At 46.3% G+C, this 21,513-nt stretch carries 18 protein-coding genes; 10 read left to right on the top strand and 8 right to left on the bottom strand.

The features are described from left to right. Positions 1-41 precede the first annotated feature (41 nt). The 3 genes from VNE01S_RS03255 to VNE01S_RS03245 all read right to left on the bottom strand — a co-directional run bounded on the left by VNE01S_RS03255 (position 42) and on the right by VNE01S_RS03245 (position 3,573). Complete coding sequence (locus VNE01S_RS03255) at positions 42-830, bottom strand: EAL domain-containing protein (protein ID WP_053395940.1); 789 nt, start codon at positions 828-830, stop codon at positions 42-44. Positions 831-1,052: 222 nt separating this feature from the next. Further along, positions 1,053-2,465, bottom strand: a complete 1,413-nt coding sequence (locus VNE01S_RS03250; RefSeq protein ID WP_053395939.1) for a YfcC family protein — start codon at positions 2,463-2,465, stop codon at positions 1,053-1,055. A 43-nt stretch (positions 2,466-2,508) separates the two neighbouring features. Continuing rightward, positions 2,509-3,573 (bottom strand): alanine/ornithine racemase family PLP-dependent enzyme, encoded by a 1,065-nt coding sequence (locus VNE01S_RS03245; protein ID WP_053395938.1) that lies wholly within the window; start codon positions 3,571-3,573, stop codon positions 2,509-2,511. Positions 3,574-4,193: 620 nt separating this feature from the next. Between VNE01S_RS03245 and VNE01S_RS03240 the strand changes: the two genes are divergently transcribed. After that, positions 4,194-5,111: a LysR family transcriptional regulator gene (locus VNE01S_RS03240; protein ID WP_053395937.1), complete on the top strand. Its 918-nt coding sequence runs from the start codon at positions 4,194-4,196 to the stop codon at positions 5,109-5,111. A 49-nt stretch (positions 5,112-5,160) separates the two neighbouring features. Here the strand turns inward: VNE01S_RS03240 and VNE01S_RS03235 are convergent, their stop codons facing one another. Then, positions 5,161-6,456, bottom strand: a complete 1,296-nt coding sequence (locus VNE01S_RS03235; RefSeq protein WP_053396140.1) for an alpha/beta fold hydrolase — start codon at positions 6,454-6,456, stop codon at positions 5,161-5,163. Between the two features lie 167 nt (positions 6,457-6,623). Between VNE01S_RS03235 and catB the strand changes: the two genes are divergently transcribed. The 4 genes from catB (at position 6,624) to VNE01S_RS03215 (ending at position 9,849) form a co-directional block, all read left to right on the top strand. Then, the gene (gene catB / locus VNE01S_RS03230) at positions 6,624-7,256 is read left to right on the top strand and encodes a type B chloramphenicol O-acetyltransferase (protein ID WP_053395936.1); all 633 of its coding nucleotides are present in this window, start codon (positions 6,624-6,626) and stop codon (positions 7,254-7,256) included. Positions 7,257-7,381: 125 nt separating this feature from the next. Further along, positions 7,382-8,230 (top strand): pirin family protein, encoded by an 849-nt coding sequence (locus VNE01S_RS03225; RefSeq protein WP_053395935.1) that lies wholly within the window; start codon positions 7,382-7,384, stop codon positions 8,228-8,230. A gap of 177 nt (positions 8,231-8,407) precedes the next feature. Next, positions 8,408-9,001, top strand: coding sequence for a LysE family translocator (locus VNE01S_RS03220; protein WP_053395934.1), 594 nt, complete (start codon positions 8,408-8,410; stop codon positions 8,999-9,001). Positions 9,002-9,021: 20 nt separating this feature from the next. Further along, positions 9,022-9,849: an AraC family transcriptional regulator gene (locus VNE01S_RS03215; protein WP_053395933.1), complete on the top strand. Its 828-nt coding sequence runs from the start codon at positions 9,022-9,024 to the stop codon at positions 9,847-9,849. Positions 9,850-9,868: 19 nt separating this feature from the next. Here the strand turns inward: VNE01S_RS03215 and VNE01S_RS03210 are convergent, their stop codons facing one another. The 3 genes from VNE01S_RS03210 to VNE01S_RS03200 all read right to left on the bottom strand — a co-directional run bounded on the left by VNE01S_RS03210 (position 9,869) and on the right by VNE01S_RS03200 (position 14,312). After that, positions 9,869-10,591: a PilN family protein gene (locus VNE01S_RS03210; RefSeq protein WP_156309873.1), complete on the bottom strand. Its 723-nt coding sequence runs from the start codon at positions 10,589-10,591 to the stop codon at positions 9,869-9,871. A 27-nt stretch (positions 10,592-10,618) separates the two neighbouring features. Beyond that, positions 10,619-11,749 (bottom strand): hypothetical protein, encoded by a 1,131-nt coding sequence (locus VNE01S_RS03205; protein WP_053395931.1) that lies wholly within the window; start codon positions 11,747-11,749, stop codon positions 10,619-10,621. A gap of 718 nt (positions 11,750-12,467) precedes the next feature. Further along, positions 12,468-14,312 (bottom strand): ABC transporter ATP-binding protein, encoded by a 1,845-nt coding sequence (locus tag VNE01S_RS03200; RefSeq protein ID WP_053395930.1) that lies wholly within the window; start codon positions 14,310-14,312, stop codon positions 12,468-12,470. 313 nt (positions 14,313-14,625) lie between these two features. Between VNE01S_RS03200 and VNE01S_RS03195 the strand changes: the two genes are divergently transcribed. Continuing rightward, positions 14,626-15,603 (top strand): arginine deiminase-related protein, encoded by a 978-nt coding sequence (locus VNE01S_RS03195; protein WP_053395929.1) that lies wholly within the window; start codon positions 14,626-14,628, stop codon positions 15,601-15,603. 130 nt (positions 15,604-15,733) lie between these two features. Here the strand turns inward: VNE01S_RS03195 and VNE01S_RS03190 are convergent, their stop codons facing one another. Next, entirely contained in the window at positions 15,734-16,612 is an 879-nt protein-coding gene (locus VNE01S_RS03190) for a LysR family transcriptional regulator (protein ID WP_053395928.1), read from the bottom strand. A 155-nt stretch (positions 16,613-16,767) separates the two neighbouring features. On the opposite strand from VNE01S_RS03190, the gene VNE01S_RS03185 reads away from it, so the two are divergent. The 4 genes from VNE01S_RS03185 (at position 16,768) to VNE01S_RS03170 (ending at position 21,472) form a co-directional block, all read left to right on the top strand. Further along, positions 16,768-17,166: a RidA family protein gene (locus tag VNE01S_RS03185; RefSeq protein WP_053395927.1), complete on the top strand. Its 399-nt coding sequence runs from the start codon at positions 16,768-16,770 to the stop codon at positions 17,164-17,166. Between the two features lie 74 nt (positions 17,167-17,240). Further along, on the top strand, positions 17,241-18,701 hold the full coding sequence (locus VNE01S_RS03180; protein WP_053395926.1) for an aldehyde dehydrogenase family protein: 1,461 nt from the start codon (positions 17,241-17,243) through the stop codon (positions 18,699-18,701). 69 nt (positions 18,702-18,770) lie between these two features. After that, positions 18,771-19,760, top strand: coding sequence for a membrane dipeptidase (locus tag VNE01S_RS03175; RefSeq protein WP_053395925.1), 990 nt, complete (start codon positions 18,771-18,773; stop codon positions 19,758-19,760). 110 nt (positions 19,761-19,870) lie between these two features. Next, positions 19,871-21,472 (top strand): BCCT family transporter, encoded by a 1,602-nt coding sequence (locus VNE01S_RS03170; protein ID WP_053395924.1) that lies wholly within the window; start codon positions 19,871-19,873, stop codon positions 21,470-21,472. Positions 21,473-21,513: the final 41 nt, after the last annotated feature.

Here is a 21,513-nt window from a genome sequence, read left to right as displayed (position 1 = left end):
TTTTGTTGGTGCATGTGGCCAGATCGCATCATAAGTATAAGTTAGGCTAACTGAGCCATGGAATCTAACTCACTAAAATCGACTTGTGGTAAACATTCAAATCCTGGTTTGGCAAAGAGATAACCCTGCATCAATTCGATGCCAGAATCGCGTAAGTATATAAATTCTTCTTTAGTTTCAACACCTTCAGCCAACGGTGTGATATTTAACTCTCTGAACATATTTAAACAGTTTTTGATGATGGATTGTCGAGCGCGATCTTCATTAATATCCCTAATAAGGCCCATGTCAAATTTGACGATATTCGTTTGAAAATCGGCTAATAAACCTAAACCAGAATAGCCGGAACCAAAATCATCGATGGCAGTTTTGAACCCTAATTTGTTGTAGTATTCGACGATGCTTTTAATAAGCTCACTATCTTCAATCTTTTCAACTTCGGTAAACTCAAACATGATTTGTTCAACTGGAAAGTTATATTTTCTAGCAGCATCCAGCGTCGTTCGAATACAACGCTCAGGGTTGTAAATCGCATTGGGAAAAAAGTTGATACTGAGCATTGAATCCAGTTTCAGTGTAGATGCCAGGGATATGGCTTTAACTCGACACAACTGATCGAAAAGGTAACGGTTATCATCATTGACTTTAGAGATGACAGAAAAAGCTGACTCGTTATTTAATCCCCGAACTAAAGCTTCATAACCAAAGATTTGATTCGTTTTGCAGTTAATAATGGGCTGAAAAGCCATTGTGAAGTCAAAGTCTAAACTGTTTTTATCACCACAGTTTTTACATGAAAACCGATTATACGTATTTGACTCTTTGTTCATGGCTTAGACCTTTTTATTGTAACGCAACAACTACATTTTCTAGGTAGTACGCAATCACACTAGCCGATTTACACAAAGATCGCCATACGTTATTCGGTCAATAAGGTGTGGCAGCTTGCTCTTCTTCAAAGTTTTAAATCAACCCATTTAAATGAAATAGCCCCCAATCATGTTGGGGGCTTGGTGTTTATATAGGGTTCAATCTTGTCACATAATAAGTAGTTAGAATGATACGCCTACCGACAAGACGATACTATTTAGCACGACGAAGAAGGCAACCAATGGCGCAATAAACTTGAGCCAGGTGATGTAAGGGATTTTGGCGATGGCTAAGCCGCCCATCAACACACCATAAGTTGGCGTGACAAATAGGATGGTTCCGATGCCGCTCATAAACGCCGTCACCACCAACTCGCGTCCGGTATTGGCAAAGTCACTCAGTGGCGCAAGGATAGGCATACTCATTACCGCTAACCCTGAAGTGGATGGAACAATGAAAGAGAGCAGCATTTCAATCCAGTAAACGGTGTTAATAAACAGCACGTTGCTTTTGCCGGCGACTAAGCTTTCCGCATAACTTAAGATGGTATCGGTGATATTGCCCGCTTCCATCACCACGACGATCCCGCGTGCGACACCCACAATCAGTGCAACGCCAATCAGATCCGCTGCGCCCGCGACAAAGGAGTTGATTAAGTCGTCTTCTTTTAGTCGGCCAACCAAGCCACAAAGAATCCCCATAAAGATAAACAGCGTTGCCATTTCTGCCATCCACCAACCCAGTACAGATACGCCGTAAATCATGATCACAAAGGTCAGAATGAACAGGATCAGAACGCCTTTCTGAGCAAAAGTGAGCGGGGCAAGATCATCGCCGGATGGTTTGCCCGCGAGGAAGTGTTCTTCATGATCTTTACGTAAATGAGCCACCAGTGAGGCATTTGGATCGCGCTGCACTTTTCTCGCATAGTGCATTACATACGCAGTCGCCACCACCAAAGCAACGGCAAGAATAATAAAGCGTAACTCGATACCACTGATAAAATCGACGCTGGCAGCGTTAGACGCGATCACCGTACCAAATGGGTTAATGGTTGAGCCCAATGTGCCCACGCCTGTGCCGATGAAGATGACCGAAACGGCAACTAACGGATCGAAGCGTGCGGTCATAAAGATTGGGATCATCAGCCCGTAAAAAGCGAGCGATTCTTCTGCCATACCATAAGAGGTTCCGCCCAGAGCAAACAACACCATTAGGATCGGGATCATGTAAATCTCCCGTCCTTTCAGCAGGACCATGACGCGCGCAATGCCAGTATCAATGGCGCCAGTTTTGGTCACGATGCCAAGGAAACCGCCCACCATCAGGACAAACAAACTGACGTCGATTGCGCCAATCACGCCCGAAACAGGGTCATAAAAGCCAGAAATAGGGGCCATCAGCGTATCGAACATGCCCTGCGGTGTGCTTTCAATGATTTCATAAGAGCCAGGAATCGGTACTTCGCGGCCTAGCTGTGAGTTCATCTCACGAACGTATTTTCCTGCTGGGAGGATGTACGTCAGCATGGCAAACAGGGCTATCAAGAAAAAGAGGATAGTAAAAGTGTTGGGAAATTTTTTGATTTTTAACATGGAGCTTCCTTAGCAACCCAAACTTGGCTGCAAATTAAGGTTTCTAAATCATATGTTTGTGCACGTATTCAGAGGTCATGCACTGCAAAACCGCGCCGTAAGACAAATCGAACTTAACTGGGGTGCCGATCTCGTAGGGCTGTTCGCAGTCATTGATGTCCAGAATTAGGTGATCGCTGCTGCCGCCGATGACGATGATGTTCTTATCCACCGGAGTGAGCTCACTAATATCCACGTCCTGCTTGCCTATTGCGCATAACGCGCGGCGACGCAGGCCGCGATCGACAAACTCGGGCTTATTACCAAACGCATCCAGCGCGGTAGAGTTGGTCGGAACGGAAGGCTTAACTTTGATTTCGATGATCTCGGCTTCAAGCTGAAAGGTATCCTGGCGTGTGTTTGGTACTGGATCGTCGTTTAAGCCAATTCCCATCAGCAGCGAAGCGCCCAAACGAAGCTGGTTAACGCCTTTGGGCAGTTCGCTGCGCATCATCAATCCTAAGCCCGCAGAACTGGCACCGGAGACATATTGCAGTGTGAGCTGATTGTCGGCTTCGACTTGGCGAGCGAGGGCAACTAATTGGCTTTGATTGCTATTGGAAGGTTCGACGCCCCCGTAGCACGCCAAGTTGGTGCCTAGCCCCACCAATTCGATGCCAGGAAGATGGGTGGCTTCACGGCAGAGTGCTAAGGTTTCTTCTTCAAAAAAGCCGCCTTCGCGCAGGTCGCCGAGATCATGCATAACGATCACTTGATGGCGCTTACCTTTTGCCTGTGCCGCTTTTGATAGGGCTTGAAGAGTCACCAGCTCTGAGTTAAGTGAGATATCTGCAAACTCGACCACGTCTTCAACTTCGCTTAATGCTGGCAAACGCAGCAATAGAGTTTGAGCGCGCAGGTGTTTGATTTTTTTCAAGTTGCTTAGCCTTGAGTCTGCCAGCAATGTAATTCCACCAGCCAGAATGGCATTGGCCACTTCAGGTAAAGCGCAAGCCAGTTTGGTTACGCCAGCGGGTTTTACGTTATGGTTGGCACAAACCGAAACCATGTTTTTGGTGTTGTCGGTAATTGTGTCTAGATGAATATTGATTCTTGGGTAAGCGTTCATTTTACCACCTTGTGTTTTTGTTCTAGTGGTTATTTAGCGCTTTGTTTTTATCGAGATAAATTACGGTTTGAACGACGATACTTTGTCGATTTTCGATGTAATGCCTGAATTATGATGTTGAGTGCATATTTAATCTTGTCGGAGTCAGCGCTTGTAAGTACAGGTATTTAGATGGTTAAGCCTTGATTTAAAAGGTTTATGCCGCGTTGGTATGTTACAAACTGCGCGCAGATAGATAGAGCAAACGACGCTGTTTGGTTTATCTAATAGGAATGTGAACAAGTTATCAGAATGAGAAAAAGCTCTTAAAACGGCTATTTCTGTTATCGAGATTGTATGCAAATTAATTGAATGGTTAATGTCGAAATGGTGGTTTTTGTTACGGCTAAGGTACTGGCTTGGATAATTAGTCGAAGGGTAAAATTGGCTCGATTTTTAGCCGCAACAAGCAACACTGTATCTTTGAATACAATCACGTTTGGCCAGATCGTTTTCCCTTACTATTTTGCTGAAAACACATTCATCGAACACACGATTCCAAAGGTCAGTGGTCCCAAAATGCGATTGGGGTAAACCAGTGCTTTGCCTTCTTTAAGCTGTACTACCATTGTTGGGCTAATATGCGAAAACTGAGTGATTTTGATCTAAAGCTACTACAAGTATTCCTTACCATTGTTGAGTCTGGTGGCTTTTCCGCTGCGCAGTTTGCACTTAACATGCACCAGTCGACCATCAGTACCCGTATGCACGACCTTGAAGTCAGGCTGGGGATGACGCTATGCCAACGAGGAAGGCGCGGTTTTAGACTCACGCCGGACGGAGAAAAGGTATACGCGCTGTGTCAAAGCCTGTTTGAGAACATTAACAACTTTGAAAATCAAATCGACAATATCCGTAAAGTCTCACATGGTCATATTACACTCGCCCTAACGGACAACTTGGCGACCAATCCTGATTGCCATATTCAGCAAGCGATCAGAACCTTTTGCGAACGCCACCCCAAAGTCACGCTGGAAACCGTGGTGTGGGACTCACAGCAAATAGAGATGATGCTGCTAGACGGTAAAATAGAGCTAGGCATTACCTCCTCCGAGCTACATAAAGATGGGCTCGTTTATACGCCGCTATTTAGCGAGCATCAGAGCTTGTACTGTAGCTCTGCCCATCCCATCTTATCTCGTGCTCAACCCATTGCTATTGAAGATCTCAGCGAATACTCCTTGGTTGACCGCGGTTTGTCGCACCACATTACGCCGCTTAGCCATCGCAAGGCCATGCCGCATATCGCCAGCACCACCAATATGGAAGCGACGGCGCACTTGTTGTTATCGGGGAACTTTATTGGCTATTTGCCAGACCATTACGCGGCGATTTGGGTGCAAAGGGGGGAGCTAGAGAGAATCGTAGTGCCAGAACTGGAGTATGAAGCAGAGTTTCATCTCACACTATTGGATAAGCGAGAGCATTCTCTGGCGGCAACCAAACTGATTGATGCGATTTTAGAAAATCATCATTGTGGTCAATTGTGTCTGTCTTAGCTGTTACCTGAGAAGAGAAGCCCCCAATGATTTATTGAGGGCTTATTGATTACACTAACGTCGCGGCGGTTTGCTCACCCATCTCAATCAGCTTATCGAGAACACGCTCACCATCGGCACGCAGGCCGTTGTGCTCGTATTCATTGGTGATCCACGCCTTGGAGTGCGGGATCTGTGCTAGGGTTTCGCGACTAATATCCATTTCAACAAACATATCATCCGCATAAACCGCGCAGCTGACGGGTACTTTGTTGTTGGCCAGTTGCTCTGTGTCGTAGAGCGGGCCCCAGTCTTCTTTCTCGGCCAGAATATGTGCCGCTTGCTTCAATGGTTTTAAGCACTCGTATTGATCGAACATCCACGGGAAAACCATTTCACCCGTAAAGTAAAACGGCTGCCCTTTTTGGTAGTTGAACTCGTCACGGATCTGGCGCACGCGGTGTGCACTCCAGTTGGAAGCAAAGCCTTGGCAGTAAATCGACTCGTGCAGAATGGCGTAGATCGGATTGGTCTGGAAACCTTGCTGCATCAGCATGCTGTTCAAAAACTCATAGCGCAGCTGAGGCTTGCCGTTAATCGTCACAAACGCGTTTTCTAGCTGGTAATACGTCGGCAAGAAGGTGTCACTCATGCCAAAGCTAATACCAATTTGCTGGAATTGCTCAACCGTGAAACGTTGGCCGTTCGGCAAGAATTCGTCGTTTTCCAACAGGTGGTCAGCAATCTTTTGGCACATTTGTTGTGCTTGTGGAAACTGCTGGAAGAACGCTTGGTTCTTTTCCATGGTGCGCTTGAATGTGGCGTTATAAACATCATCCGGATGGCGAGAAATCGAAGGCACGCCACCTGTGATGTAACTGCGAGACAGGCTTTCTGGGAACATTGATAGGTAGGTTAACGAACAAAAGCCACCAAAGCTTTGGCCTAAAATCGCCCACTTATCGACATTAAATTGCTGACGGATAAATTCGGCGTCGCGCACGATGTTGTCCGCGCGGAAATGGCTGAGATATTCCGCCTGTTCTCCAGCGCTTAAATGGCTGAGAGTTTGCGTATGGATGACGGAGCTATTCCCTGTGCCGCGTTGATCAAGCAGCAGCACACGATATTGCTGCAAAACGCGTTTGACCCAGCCATTGTTGCCATTTTGACGTGGTGACGGAAATCCCGGACCACCTTGAAGGTACACCAACCACGGCTTAGTGCTTTCGCCATCAGCGACGAGCGACAATGCGCGCGCAAACACCTCTATATGGCCTTTGCTTTCATCGGAATAGTCCAACGGTACTTGGAACGTGTGTGGGGTGTATTTGACCCCTGCGTCTGTGAATTCTAGAGCATGCATCATTGTTGTTATAACGTCCTTGATAATAGGAATCGTTATATTAGCGCGATGACCTTTGATTACCAGTCTCCGTTTGGGGGAGTGCGATGCCGCTCGATTAAACGAAATGGGCAAATTATGTTAGATTGGTGTTCAATAGAACGTATATAGACAGTGTCACTAACCTTATGAATTATTTTGAATCTCCTTTTGCGGGTAAGTCTATTGTTGAGCAAATCACCAACCCAAACATTATCGTTGGCCGCCACAGTTATTACTCTGGTTATTACCATGCTCACAGCTTTGATGACTGCGCTCGCTATTTAGCCCCTGATCGAAATGACGTCGATAAACTCATCATAGGCAGTTTCTGTTCGATTGGCTCTGGTGCGGTTTTCATGATGGCGGGAAACCAGGGCCATCGAACCGACTGGGTGACAACCTTCCCTTTCTTCTATCAAGACAATGAGAACTTTGCGGGCGCTGCAGATGGTTTCCAGCGAGCGGGGGATACTGTTATTGGTAACGATGTATGGATTGGCTCAGAAGCGATGATTATGGCCGGGGTTAAAATTGGGGATGGCGCGGTCATTGCCAGCCGAGCCGTCGTAACCAAAGATGTGGCTCCTTATGAGGTCGTCGGCTCCAACCCTGCCAAGCACATTAAGTTCCGCTTTTCTCAATCAGAGATAGAGCAGTTATTGGAGATGGCTTGGTGGACGTGGCAAGACGAACAGCTAACAGGTGTGATGGCGTTGCTCTGCTCTGGAAATATCTCGGCACTTTATCAATATTGGCAAGAGAACATCGCAGTCGATTGAGCTTGATTTCGCTTAGTTAACGGCAAACTACTTCGAATTTTTCGAATAAGTGGCTCTAATCTCTCCAGTCATAGTTTTTCTTACAACGTAATAGACTTATCTCATAAGTCAGACGGAGAAGAACTATGAGCAACTATCGTGAAATCACTCAACAAATCAGATCGCATGCCACCTCTGATGGTGACGGCGTGAAGATCCAGCGAGTTGCTGGTTTTAATAATGCTCGTTTCTCGCCGTTTTTGATGATGGATGAACTTAAGTCCGATCAGCGCTCAGATTATGTGGGCGGCTTTCCACCGCATCCACACCGTGGTATCGAAACGTTAACGTATATGCTGAAAGGGCATTTTCAGCATCGCGATCATATGGGTAACGTTGGCGAGTTGAAAAGTGGTGGCGCTCAGTGGATGGCTGCTGGACGAGGAGTGATCCACAGCGAAATGCCGATTATGGAAGACGGCGATTTACACGGATTCCAGATCTGGATTAACCAGCCTGCACGCGACAAGATGAAACCTGCGCAGTACTTTGATTTTCAGCCGGAGATGATCACTGAGCATCAAACCGAGCAAGCGGGTATGTTACGCGTTTTGGCGGGGTCAATTATCGCCAATGGTGAAGAACTCAGTGGCCCGTTGACGAAAACCGGGGTTGCAGCGACGGTTGCTGACTGGCGCTCAAACGCGGGACAGACGCTTGAACTAACCACGCCCGCTGGTTTCAACATGATGCTGTATGTGTATCAAGGCGCGATTGAAGTGGGCGACCGCGAAGCCAAGCAGGGTGAGATGGTGCTGCTTTCCAAAGGTGAACTTGTCAACCTGAGCGCGAGCCAATCAAGCGGTGTGTTGATTTTTATCGGTGAACCGATTGATGAACCCGTTGTTCACTATGGCCCGTTCGTGATGAACAGCATGGAAGAAATTGAGCAAACCATTAAAGAATACAGTTCGGGCGTATTTGAAACCTATTAATTGAGGTTTACTTTAAACCTCTTTGATGTGCGAAAGGTGACAAATCCACTGCCAACCTTATGAAGCACTTGCCACGCGATTATGCGTGGCTTTTTTATGCCTAACGTTTGCAATTTCATACAATAATGCGTGCACCGATTTGGTTATCTTGTCTCTTCCAAGGAGAAGGAGATAACAATGAATAATGTGATGCTAGCGATGATGGGGTTTGCTTTGGTTGGCGCCGTTACGCCTGGCCCTGTCAATATTCTCGCGATTTCGACGGCGGTGCAGCAGGGCAAAGCAGAAGCAACCAAACTGGTGATGGGAGCGTCGTTGGCTTATGCCTTCGTCGTCTATGTATCTGGCGCGCTATTGCATCAGCTCTCGCAATGGTTGCCAATGCTAGAGCGGGGGTTACAGGTATTTGGCAGTCTTTTTCTTGTTTATCTGGCTTATAAAATTTTCACAGCCCCCGTGGAAAAGGTCACCGTGGGTAAGGCCGAGCATTCAGGCTGGTGGCAAGGCTCGTTGACTCAGTTACTGAACCCTAAAGCTTGGTTGGTCGCGATGTCGGGCGTCAGCTTATACGTCATCGGCCAATTAGAACAGCAAAAATGGCTGTGGATGTTTACGCTGGTTTCTTTGATTGCGTGTGTGATTGGCGTAGGGTGTTGGGCGATTTTAGGACAGGCGTTCACGAAATTTCTTGAAACTCCGCGTAAGCAGCGTACTTTTAATCAAGTCATGGCGATCACATTGATGGCCTCTGTCAGCATGATTTGGATTTAGCGACATGGAAGGTTAAGGGAATGAAAAAGGACACAAGCGCCCGCTTTAAACAAAGTACCATCCTGCCTTGGATAGAGTTACGCATTGCCAATCGCAGCAGTGCTTGCTACCAGTCCCATTCGCACGATGAATTTTCGTTCGGCTTGATTGAGCAAGGACGTGCTAGCTACCAAAACCGCAATACCTCTCATCATATTGGTGCAGGCGATATTGTGACCATCAACCCAGCAGATGTTCATTCATGCAACCCAGAAGCAGGAACATGGTCTTACACCATGTTGTTTGCCAATACCGAGCAGATGGGAGAATGGCAGCAAGAGGTATTGGATGCCAGCTCTATCCGTACCTCGATGGATTACAGCGCGTTTCGTGCTGATTTGGAGCGTAATGAGGTGATTAAATCTCGCTATCAACAGCTATTTTCAGCACTTCTCAATGAGTCGACGTTGCTCGAAGTTCAGAGCCGTCTATACGATTTTCTCGAAGCATCGTTGGGCCAATGTACACAAACTCAACCCATGCGGACGCCTTCTGCCGCGCTAACACGGGTGAAAGAAAAATTACTCGATGAAATCGCGCAAATCCACGAGTTAGAGTCACTTTCTCAAGAAGTAGGAATGAGCCGATACCAGTTATTACGCGCCTTTAAACACCAGTACGGTTTGCCCCCACATGCGTATCTGATGGATGAAAAAATCAAACGCGCGAAAGTGATGCTCAAATCAGGGCAGGAAATAGCGCAGGTGGCGTACGAGCTTGGGTTTACCGATCAGGCTCACTTTCAAAAGCACTTTAAAAAGCGTATTGCCGTCACCCCCAAATACTACCAGTCTCACTTTATCGAATAAAAAAGCCTAACGGCTCCTTTTATTTCATTAATAAGTCACCCATATCAACAACAATTGGTTGTATTTTCTCTGGTTCCGTTTTTTCAACATATATGTACTTGGAAGTAAACCAGTGGCCAGCATCATCAACTTTTTCGGCAGTTGTTTCGTCAGTTTCTGCTTTAAAAGTAATGTAGTAAAGACCTTCTTTAGGTAACTCTACAAAGAATGAAAGTTCTTTCCTGACACCAACGAATAAGTGTAGTTTCTCGTAAAATTTCTTTTTATTTGGAGATGGAGCCCAAATTTTAGGTGTGTAAACATCGCGAAATGCAACTTTATCACCATCCTTATAGTCCATCCTAAATACTTTTAACGGGGAATTGGTCCAACTCATAGCTACATTATTTTCACCAGTGTTTTGGACAAGTACATTAATTATTAGACCAAATTTATCGTTTGGTAACTCGGTTACTTGTCCATTTATTTGAATGTTACTTGAGTTGGCACCTTTAATTCGTTCTTTTAGCTGCTCTAATTTAATTGTTTTCTCTTCAAGCTGTTTTTCAACTTGGATCTGATCTTGCTGGATTCTAGCTAATTCTTTTTGCGCCATTTCGATCTCTGAGGTAGAAATGAACGTGTAAGCAGCCCAAACGCCACCGATCAAAATCGCCAAGCTTAGAACCAAATAATGAATTGGTTCTGCTTTGTCTAGAAGTTTGGCAAATATACTTTGCTGATTTTCCGAAGAGTTCATCATTATCTGTCGCGAATACTAGTCGCTAGACTATAGCATGCTATCGTCAATTGCTTCACCATCACCAAAACCATCATCAGTAGATTCCAGTATGGCAGAATCGTTTGACGGTGAAAGATCTGGCTCAGGCAATCCAACACTCAAACTCTCTCTTAGTGCGTCAAAGTTTGAGATCTTATTTTTTATTGATGCTGTAATATGTTGTACTTCTTCAACTGGTAAGTCAGGTGGAAGCATCTCAGCCATAGCAGCGGCATCAGGGTTGAATAATGAGTAAAGTACGGCAGTGAAAAGAATGGTTTTAGCTGTATTATTTTCAAATGAAGCAAACTGGAGGAACTGATAACCAGGAGACATAAATAAGTGCTGAGCAGTCAGCGTATAGACGTATGACTCTTCGTTTGTGCGTACAAATGACTTATAACCCGAAATACTTAAGTTATTTAAGTCATCCTCTAAAGAGTTGACGTAACCAGACAAAAGCTCTAGTTCATCTAAAGCTAAAGAAAGGCGAGTTAATTGTCGATTCTGAATTTGTTGTGTAGTAGCGATCTTAAGGGTACAGCGTATTTGCTCATTGGTATAATAGACAGGAAACAACCAGTGATTAAGAGCAGCAACCTGATCTTCTTTGTTTAAGTGGGCGACAGTTAGAGGTGTGCGAAGTGTTTTCTCTAAGTTATATGGAACTAAACCGCGGTCTTTGCGTTTCCCCCATTTTACATTGAAGCGCAGAGTATATCGGCATGGTTCGCTAGCTTGCTTATCATCATCGGTATAGTGGTGAGGATGGATAGCTTCACTGCTGTAGTAACAGTCAGAAACCACCTTACCTGCAACGATACGGTCACCTTTGACAGTAACAATGATATCGTCTTTTTTAATCTCTTTCAGGAACCTTGTTAACTGTCCTCCAATATTACCCACTACGCTTGGCTTTTTCCGTCGATTACGGAGATAGACTTTAACTGCGTTAATAATTTCATCTTTATTTTTGTCTGTAAGTATATGTCCATTTGTAAAGTTGAACGGAGTTTCGTCAGCGTGACCAATAGCGATTACAGAACTGTTATTAAAATGTTCGAAGAATTCACCGCCGTCTTGCCCCGAGCGGACAAACCAGTAATTTCGAATTGGGGAAAGGTAGTTGTTTTCAAACATTTTTAAGGCACACCAGAGTTAAAATCTTAATCGCTACATTATATTGTCGCTCAGTAAATTTTCCACGATAATTCGCGTCATTATGTATGCCAGTATCTAAAATATGCTATAAATTTTTTTAACAGTTGAATTGTTGCATTGAGTCTCTGTTTTAGACTGTGCTTACAACTTATATTATATCATCCATACTAGAAGAGCTAAGTTCAGTGAAGCTTGATAGGACTTTATATATTAGCTTGTTGGCTAGAAAGTACCTTAATAATCCAATGAACTGGATAACTTTCATTCAAGCGTATGGCATCGTTCGTAGAGAGTAGAACTGGTGGCGTGACTATTTACAACTTGCTCACACATTTGATGATGCTGAAGGATAGCTAAGCTTTTTGGGAAAACAAATCTATGCAGAGTGGGAATGTGTAAAAAGTGCTTTGCCTAAACACTTTCTTAGTGGACAAGCTACATATATTGCGGCATAAATTCGTGAGCCACATGTATGATGCATGGTCGCTATATATTGGTAATGTAGTGTATTCAGAGTCACAAAAAAATGAACAAGCTAGAACGTATGTTCGCTTTCCTTTGATTACCTGATGTAAGCGGTTTAGCTAAATCCACATGAAAATGAATAGCGAAAACTGTCAGCGAACCCCGTTTTTAATCGGCTATGGCCAGTTTGTCGCCATTCATTAGTTTACTTATATTTTAATAAAGTAAACTTTTAAGCTATTTTCGCATCTTCACCGATAAAGCCACCCGTCTGGTGTGCCCAAAGCTGGGCATAGATACCGTCGCTCTTGATCAGCTCTTGGTGCGTGCCTTGTTCCACCACTTCACCTTTATCTAGCACGATTAGGCGATCCATCGCGGCGATGGTTGATAGGCGGTGTGCAATCGCGATCACCGTTTTCCCTTGCATTAGCTCGTTCAAACTTTCTTGAATTGCTGCTTCCACTTCTGAATCCAGTGCCGAGGTGGCTTCATCCAGAATCAGTAATGGCGCATCTTTCAATAGAACGCGGGAAATCGCGATACGTTGACGTTGACCACCCGAGAGTTTCACCCCGCGCTCACCCACTTGGGCATCATAGCCTGTGTTACCAAATGGGTCGCTCAGCGTTTCGATAAACTCATGGGCGTGAGCTTGTTTGGTCGCGCGCAGTAAATCTTCCTCTGTTGCGTCCGGATTGCCGTAAAGAATGTTGTCGCGAATCGAACGGTGCAGCAGTGACGTATCTTGCGTCACCATACCAATCTTCGCGCGCAGGGAATCTTGTGTGACGTCCGAAATCACCTGACCGTCAATCTTGATTTTGCCGCTTTCTACATCATGGAAACGCAGCAACAAGTTCACCAGCGTCGATTTACCCGCGCCAGAACGGCCCACTAAACCGACTTTCTCACCCGGTTTGATGTGTAAGTTCAAATCGCTGATCACGCCTTTGGTTTTGTCGCCGTAGTGGAAGCTGACGTTATCAAACTCGATACCACCTTCACTCACGACAAGGTCTTTTGCATTCGGCTTATCTTGGATATCGACAGGCTTCGATAGAGTTTTCATACCATCAACCACGGTACCCATGTTTTCAAACAGGGCACCGACTTCCCACATGATCCACATCGACATGCCGTTGATGCGCAGCGCAAGGGCAATCGCGATCGCAATCGCACCCACGCTGATGGAGTTGTCCATCCATAAGTAAACAGACATTGCGCCAATCGAGAACACCAAAATGTAGTTGGTGATTTCAACCGCAACGTCGAAACCAGTCACTAAGCGCATTTGGCGATACACAGTATCTAGGAACCCACGCATGCCTTTTTCTGCGTATTCAGTTTCGCGTTTACTGTGCGAGAAGAGTTTAACGGTTGCGATGTTGGTGTAGCTGTCTACGATGCGGCCTGTCATGGTCGAGCGAGCATCCGCCTGCTCTGACGCGACGCGCTTGAGCTTAGGTACGCAATAAGCCTGAATGCCAATATAGCAAGCCAGCCAGATAAGCATTGGGATCATCAGGCGGATATCGGCTTGAGCAAGTAGCACAACCATTGAGGTGAAGTAGACGGACACGTAAACAAACACATCCATGGTTTTCATCACCGTTTCACGTACCGCGAGCGAGGTTTGCATCACTTTGGTGGCGACTCGGCCTGCAAAGTCATCCTGATAAAAGTTGATACTTTGCTTTAGTAGATAGCGGTGCGCCAGCCAACGAATCGACATTGGGTAGTTGCCAAGCAGTGTCTGGTGGACAAGCAGTGAATAGCCCACAACCAAAATCGGCATGACAACAACCAGTAACACCCCATAAAAAATCAGTTGGCCGCTGTTTTCTTGCCAGAAGGTTTCTGGGTTGCTGTTGGATAGCCAATCGACCAAGTTACCCATGGCGCCAAACAGCGACACTTCGACGATGGCAACAATGGTCGACATGATCGACATAATGATAAGTGGCACTTCATAACCACGTGTGTAATAGCGGCAGAATGCAAAAATGCCACTGGGTGGTTGTGTAGGCTCTTGATCCGGGAAGGGGTTAGTAAATCCTTCAAATTTCTTAAACATACATGTTTCCTAAACGCGCAAAAGACAAAGGAATGTCTCTACTACGAGCGCATAAATCCATCAATGGGAGGGGGAAAGCCAATGGTATACTTTTGGTAATCAAAATGTAACCAGTAGAATATCAGTAGCTTTGCATATTATTCAGACAACTCCGCTGTTTAGTTTTCGTGACAATAAATATTGCTGCTATAAAAATAAAAAGCAGTAATATTTACTGATCAAAGACGCTAATTGTAGGTTATTTCAGTGATTATTCATTTAACATTATGTCTACAATTTGCAGCAATGAGTGAGAAAAAGTGAGTTTGTCACGATGTTGAAACAGCAAGCATTACCAGAAAAAAAACAAAAAACGCTTCAAAACGCGAACTGCGTAGTAATGGTGCCACCAAAAGAATTTGCTTTTAATGCCGAAACTGCAAAAGACAATGAATTTCAGCATAAAGTGAACGACACCACAGAGCATATTCGCGAGCTAGCGATGCAAGAGTTTAATACGATGGTCGACCAGCTTCGTCACGCAGGCGTGCAGGTTGTGGTGTTCGACTATCCACTGGGTGACATAGAAACCCCCGATGCGGTGTTCCCGAATAACTGGTTTAGCACCACAGTTGAGGGCGAGCTATTTACTTTCCCCATGGCGTGTACTAACCGCCAGCATGAAGTGAAACCAGCAGCATTGTGCAGTGCTTTAGAAATGGCTGGGCGTGAAGTGGCGTCTGTGGATTCGATGTTGTCTTATTTAGACATTGACGCACACTTAGAAAGTACAGGCGTGATGGTAATGGACCACATTAACCGCACCATTTATGCGGCGCTGTCTCAGCGTTGTGACCGAGAAGTGCTGGAAGATTATGCTGAGCGCATCGGTTATGAGCGCGTGGTATCGTTCCAAACGGCGCTGCCTTCTGGCAAACCGATTTATCATACCAATGTGATGATGGCTGTCGGTGAAGGTTTCTGTGTGATTTGCGATGAAGTGATCCCTGAATTCGAGCGTCGTTTTGTCATTAAATCTTTAGCCAAAGATAAACAGGTGATTTCGATTTCACTGGAACAGATGAACCAGTTCTGCGGCAATATCCTTCAGCTTGAAACTGTGAATGGTGAAAAGGTGATTGCGATGTCTCAATCCGCGTTTGATGCGTTCTCTCCTGCGCAGCGAGCACAGCTTTCTAGCCACGGTCGCTTAATGCCGTTCAATGTGCAGACGATCGAGAATATCGGCGGTGGTAGCGTACGTTGCATGTTGGGTGAAGTATTTCTACCAAAACGCTCGCCGAATCTATAGTTAGAACACTGACAAATAAACAGTTTATACGAACACCACTCCAACTGATGGAGTGGTGTTTTTGTATGTGGGCTACAAGCGTCCTATCTTGATGAAGAATCAACGTTAACTCTCTTTCTCATAACGTCACTTATTCATAACGTAAGTAGTGCACACACAAATCATGAAATGCCTTGGCTTGAGGCGAGATCGTGCGGTCGGTCAACGTAAAGATACCAATTTGCCTTTCAAGCGGTGGATCGATAAGCGGGATCCAAACCAAGCGTGTTTCATTGGTTGGGAAGGCGAGTTTAGGTAAGGTGGTGACACCAATCCCAAGCTCTAAGACAGAAAACAGCGAAGTGATGTTTTCCACCGAATAGAGCGCTTGCTCACTCAGTGCTCTGGCTGGAGTTGGATCGAGAAGCGTACAGGTGCCGTTGCGAATAAAAGGTTGTTCGAGCAAGGTTTGCCACTCGATTCCCTCGGAGTGACTTGCAATAGGGTTATCCTTTAAACACACCACACCAATGGGGTCGGACAACAGCGGCTTAAAGTCAATACCGCCCTCATCAAGGTGAGAAGGGTTACCAAGCGCCAAGTCGACTTCACCAGAGAGTAGACGAGCCTCGACACCTGCCGCGTTATCGTCGATCAAGCTCACTTCCACATTCGGATACTGTTCACAAAAGGCCCCCAACACGCTTGGGATAAGTTTAGCTGCTACAGAAGGAACGCTCGCAATTCGCACTCTCCCTTGCTGTCCGGCCGCGGCAGCTTTGAGATCGTTGTCTAGTGCACTGTAGATATTGAGAAACTGAACCACCTTGGGCAAACAAATTTCACCAAAGGGAGTTAACTTGGTTTTGTTTCCGGGTTCAAACAGCATTTGTCCCAGCATTTTCTCTAGCTCTTTTATCGACGTGGAGAGTGCAGCCTGAGATCGATTTGCACGATGTGAAGCGGCTCGAAACCCACCTTCCTCGACTACCATCACAAAATGCATTAATTGTTGAAGCTTAATACTCATCCCTAATGCCTCTTAATCCCTTTATTTACGTTATTTTCAATGAGGTGATAAATTTAATTTATCAAATGTAAAAAATTTACCGTTAGATTTATCGCCTGTCAATGTGCATCATTTAACCATATTGAAACAAATCTGTTACAAAGGTTGAAAGGCACGTGAATACTCCTACTAAAAAACACCCAGTAAAAACCAGTCTGTTTGCTTCTAAAGCGCCGCTCGAATGGGCAATTGTTAACAATGGAACTTTGTATACGGCACAAATTCCTATTGATGACACGGGCGCGGTTGTTGAAGGTGGCATCGAAGCACAAACACGTCAAACCTTTAACAATCTCATTCACACCCTGGAGTGCGCGGGGGAGTCTTTGGACTCGGTGTTGCAGGTCCTGATTTACGTGACCGACAGAGAATACTTAAAGACCGTTAACCAAATTTACGCGGAATATTTTGAAGCGCCGTATCCAAACCGCGCCGCCATGGTGGTTGCAGGTTTAGCACGAGAAGAAATGCTGGTGGAGTTCGTCGTCTACGCGTCGGCAAGCCAACCAGAATAAATCCCAACAAGAATAATTAGAGATCAGTGAGTGGGTGGCTTGCCATCACAAATCGGAAGAACAAGGAAAGAACCATGACTTTTATTAACAATGTTCAAGCAGAAAAATCCCTCTACATCGCGGGTGAATGGCAATCGGGCATGGACGCCATCGCCAATATAAACCCTTCTGATATCAGCGAAAACATTGGCGATTTCGCTCAAGCGAGTGTGTCGCAAGTAGAGCAAGCGATTCAAGCGGCTAAATCAGCGCAGCCAGAGTGGGAAAAAACACCAATCGAGCGCAAACAAGCAGTGCTGCAAGCGATTGGTGATGAGCTCATTGCCCGCTGTGACGAACTGGGCACCTTGCTGTCGCGTGAGGAAGGTAAGCCATTTGCTGAAGGTCGAGGTGAGATTTACCGTGCTGGCCAATTCTTCCAATACTTTGCTGCTGAGGTACTGCGTCAAATTGGCGATAACGCTGCTTCCGTCCGTCCAGGTGTCTCCGTTGAAGTTACTCGCGAAGCCGTCGGCGTTATCGCCATTATCTCTCCTTGGAACTTCCCAACAGCAACAGCGGCTTGGAAAATCGCGCCAGCACTTGCGTTTGGCAATAGTGTCGTCTGGAAGCCTGCCAACCTAACTCCAGCGAGTGCCGTTGCACTGACTGAGATTATCCATCGCCAAGGTTTACCTGCTGGCACGTTTAACCTCGTTTTGGGTAGCGGTTCGCAAGTTGGTAATACCCTTATCAATTCGAAAGATGTGAACGGCGTGAGCTTCACTGGTTCTGTGGACACAGGCCGTAAAGTAGCGGCGGCAACGGCACCAAACTTTGTGCGTTGTCAGCTAGAAATGGGCAGTAAAAACGCGCTCGTAGTGGCAGATGATGCAGATATTCAAATTGCGGTCGAAGCAACAATCGCAGGCTCATTCTCGGGTGCGGGTCAAAAATGTACCGCGTCGTCTCGTCTTGTGGTGATGGATGGTATTCACGACGCGTATGTCGAAGCGCTAATCAAACGCATGAGTGAGCTGAAAGTGGGTCACGCACTTGAGGATGGCGTGTTCATGGGCCCAGTGGTGGATGGTAACCAACTGAATGCGAACTTTGAGTGGATTGAAAAAGCACGCCAAGCGGGCGCAGAGCTGGCTTTCGGTGGTGAGCGTCTGAGCCTAGAGCATGACGGTTACTACATGTCACCAACCTTGTTCTTGAACACACAAAACAGCTGGGAAGTGAACCAAGAAGAAGTCTTTGCACCAATGGCGAGCGTGATTCGAGTGTCTGATCTGGATGAGGCGATTTCCGTGGCGAACGATACGCGCTTTGGCCTGACAGGCGGCATTATCACGCAAAGCCTGCGTAACAGCGCGATCTTCAAGCAACAAGTCCAAACGGGCTGCGTCATGGTTAACCTGCCAACAGCGGGCACGGATTACCACGTTCCATTTGGCGGCCGTAAAGAATCTAGCTTTGGTCCTCGTGAGCAAGGTCAGTACGCCAAAGAGTTCTACACCGTGGTGAAAACCGCTTATCAGCGCCCTTACTAATAACAGTTGGGTAGCTGATGGTGTCAGCTACCCGCACTGAAAGGCAAAGAAATTGTTTAAGGAGTGGTTATGTACCAACAACGGATTGTGATTGACGGATTGCAGTACTGCAATTGGGATCGAGAGTACTTCCAAACGCTTAAGGCAAGTGGCATTACCGCCGTTCATGCCACCATCGTCTACCACGAAACTGCTCGCGAAACCTTAACGCGTTTTGCTGAGTGGAACTTACGCTTCGAGCAAAATGCAGATCTCATCATGCCTATCTACTCAATGGCAGATGTAGAAAAAGCCAAAGCTGAAGGCAAAGTCGGCATCTTCTTCGGCGCGCAAAATTGCTCACCGATTGATGATGAAATTGGCCTGATTGAAGTGATGCGCCGCCAAGGCCTGCTGATCATGCAACTGACCTACAACAACCAAAGTTTACTGGCGACAGGTTGTTACGAACAAAATGATTCCGGCGTGACTCGCTTCGGTAAGCAAGCGATTGAAGAGATGAACCGAGTCGGGATGATCATTGATATGTCCCACAGTGCCGAGCGTTCAACGCTGGAAGCTATCGACCTTTCTTCGCGTCCAATTTGTATCAGTCATGCCAACCCGACGTTTGCGCATGATGCACTGCGCAACAAGTCCAACACCGTGATCAAAGCGCTGACGGAGCGCGGTGGTTTAATTGGATTCAGTTTATACCCGTTCCATTTGCCAAATGGTAGCCAATGCTCCTTGGATGATTTCTGCCAGATGGTTGCGAAAACCGCAGACATGTTTGGCGTTGACCATTTAGGTATCGGTAGCGATCTGTGCCTAAACCAGCCGCAACAAGTGTTGGAGTGGATGCGCAACGGTCGTTGGTCAAAAGCGATGGATTACGGCGAAGGTTCAGCAAGTAACTCGGGCTGGCCAGATGCGCTGCCATGGTTCTGTGGCAGTGCAGGGATGGAGAACATCTACAACGGATTAATGCGTCACGGATTCAGTGAATCTGAGGCAGGAAAAATATTGGGTGAAAACTGGTTCAACTTCCTTAAAGAAGGATTAGAGCCTATTTCATAGCATTCCCCAAATTAGGAACCGCCTGCCCACATAACAACAATACGGCAGGCGTAAAACTCACATTTTGTAGCCAGTCTTTGGCAGCTGCAAAGAACCTCTGGAGTCAGAGTATGTCTGATTTAACCGATAGCATGAAAGCTTCCACGATGAGCGTGTCATCAGGCGAGGCACAAGCAACACACAACACATCAACCGTGAATAGCACCACTGATAAATTAGGTCTGAATAATCCTGTACTTTGGTACAGCGGTGGCTTTATTGCGCTATTCGTTGCTATTGCACTTTATGATGGCGAACTATTATCTACGATCGTTAACGCCGGATTTGGCTGGTCAGTGCAAGTGTTTGGTCCTTACTGGCAGTTACTGCTGCTTCTCACTTTTCTTATTGGTCTTGGCTTGGCTGCAGGGCGAACAGGCAAGGTGATGTTGGGCGGGATTGCGAAACCAGAAATGGATTCTTTCCGCTGGATGGCGATTATTTTCTGTACCTTACTGGCTGGTGGTGGCGTTTTTTGGGCTGCGGCTGAGCCTATCGCACACTATGTTAGCCCACCACCTTTGTACGGCGCGCAAGATAATCCGCAGCAAGGCGCGGTGAATGCATTGTCGCAATCCTTTATGCACTGGGGCTTTCTGGCTTGGGCGATTGTAGGTAGCTTAACTTCCATCGTGGTGATGCACCTGCATTACGACAAAGGTTTGCCACTAAAACCACGTATTTTACTTTACCCAGTGTTGGGCGAACGAGCGCTTAAAGGCCAGCTCGGTGCATTGATTGACGCGTGCTGCATTATCGCGGTAGCCGCGGGCACCATCGGCCCAATTGGGTTTCTCGGTTTGCAGGTTAGCTATGCGTTAAATGCACTGTTTGATATACCTGATGGCTTTACCACTCAGCTCATCATCATTTTATTTGCGATTGCGCTCTACACCTTGTCTGCGCTCAGTGGATTAAGCCGAGGCATGCAACTGCTTAGTCGTTATAACGTGATTCTGGCCATGGCGTTGATGGTTTACATCCTGTTTTTTGGCCCGACGAATTTTATCTTTAATGGATACATTCAAGGTGTAGGGAGCATGCTGGATAACTTTATCCCAATGGCGACCTACCGTGGTGACGAAGGTTGGTTAAGCTGGTGGACAGTATTTTTCTGGGGCTGGTTCCTTGGTTACGGTCCGATGATGGCGATCTTCATTGCACGTATCTCTCGTGGTCGCACTATCCGCCAAGTTATTTCCACCATCAGTGTTGTGGCTCCGCTAACCACCTGTTTTTGGTTCACGATTGTTGGCGGCTCTGGCCTCGCGTTTGAAATTGCTGAACCGGGCAGTGTGAGTGCGGCGTTTGAAGGCTTCAATTTGCCAGGTGCTTTGCTTGCGGTGACTCAGCAATTGCCAATGCCAATGCTGACGTCGATTCTATTTCTGATTTTAACCACGATCTTCATTGTCACGACGGGCGACTCAATGACCTACACCATCAGTGTTGTGATCAGTGGTGAAACGGAGCCGAATGCGATCATCCGTACCTTCTGGGGCGTGATGATGGGCGTGACAGCTCTGATCCTGATTTCGCTTGGCTCTGGCGGCATCTCTGCACTGCAATCTTTCATTGTGATTACCGCGGTTCCGGTTTCGCTGATTCTGTTGCCGTCACTTTGGAATGCACCGCAAATCGCAATCAAAATGGCGAAAGAGCAAGGGCTATAACAATTATCTAATTCAAACAACGTGGAGCTTGTGCGGGTGTT

The organism is Vibrio nereis NBRC 15637 (assembly GCF_001591105.1).
In the GTDB taxonomy this organism is placed as follows: domain Bacteria; phylum Pseudomonadota; class Gammaproteobacteria; order Enterobacterales; family Vibrionaceae; genus Vibrio; species Vibrio nereis.
This window is presented reverse-complemented; position numbering and strand designations above follow the sequence as displayed.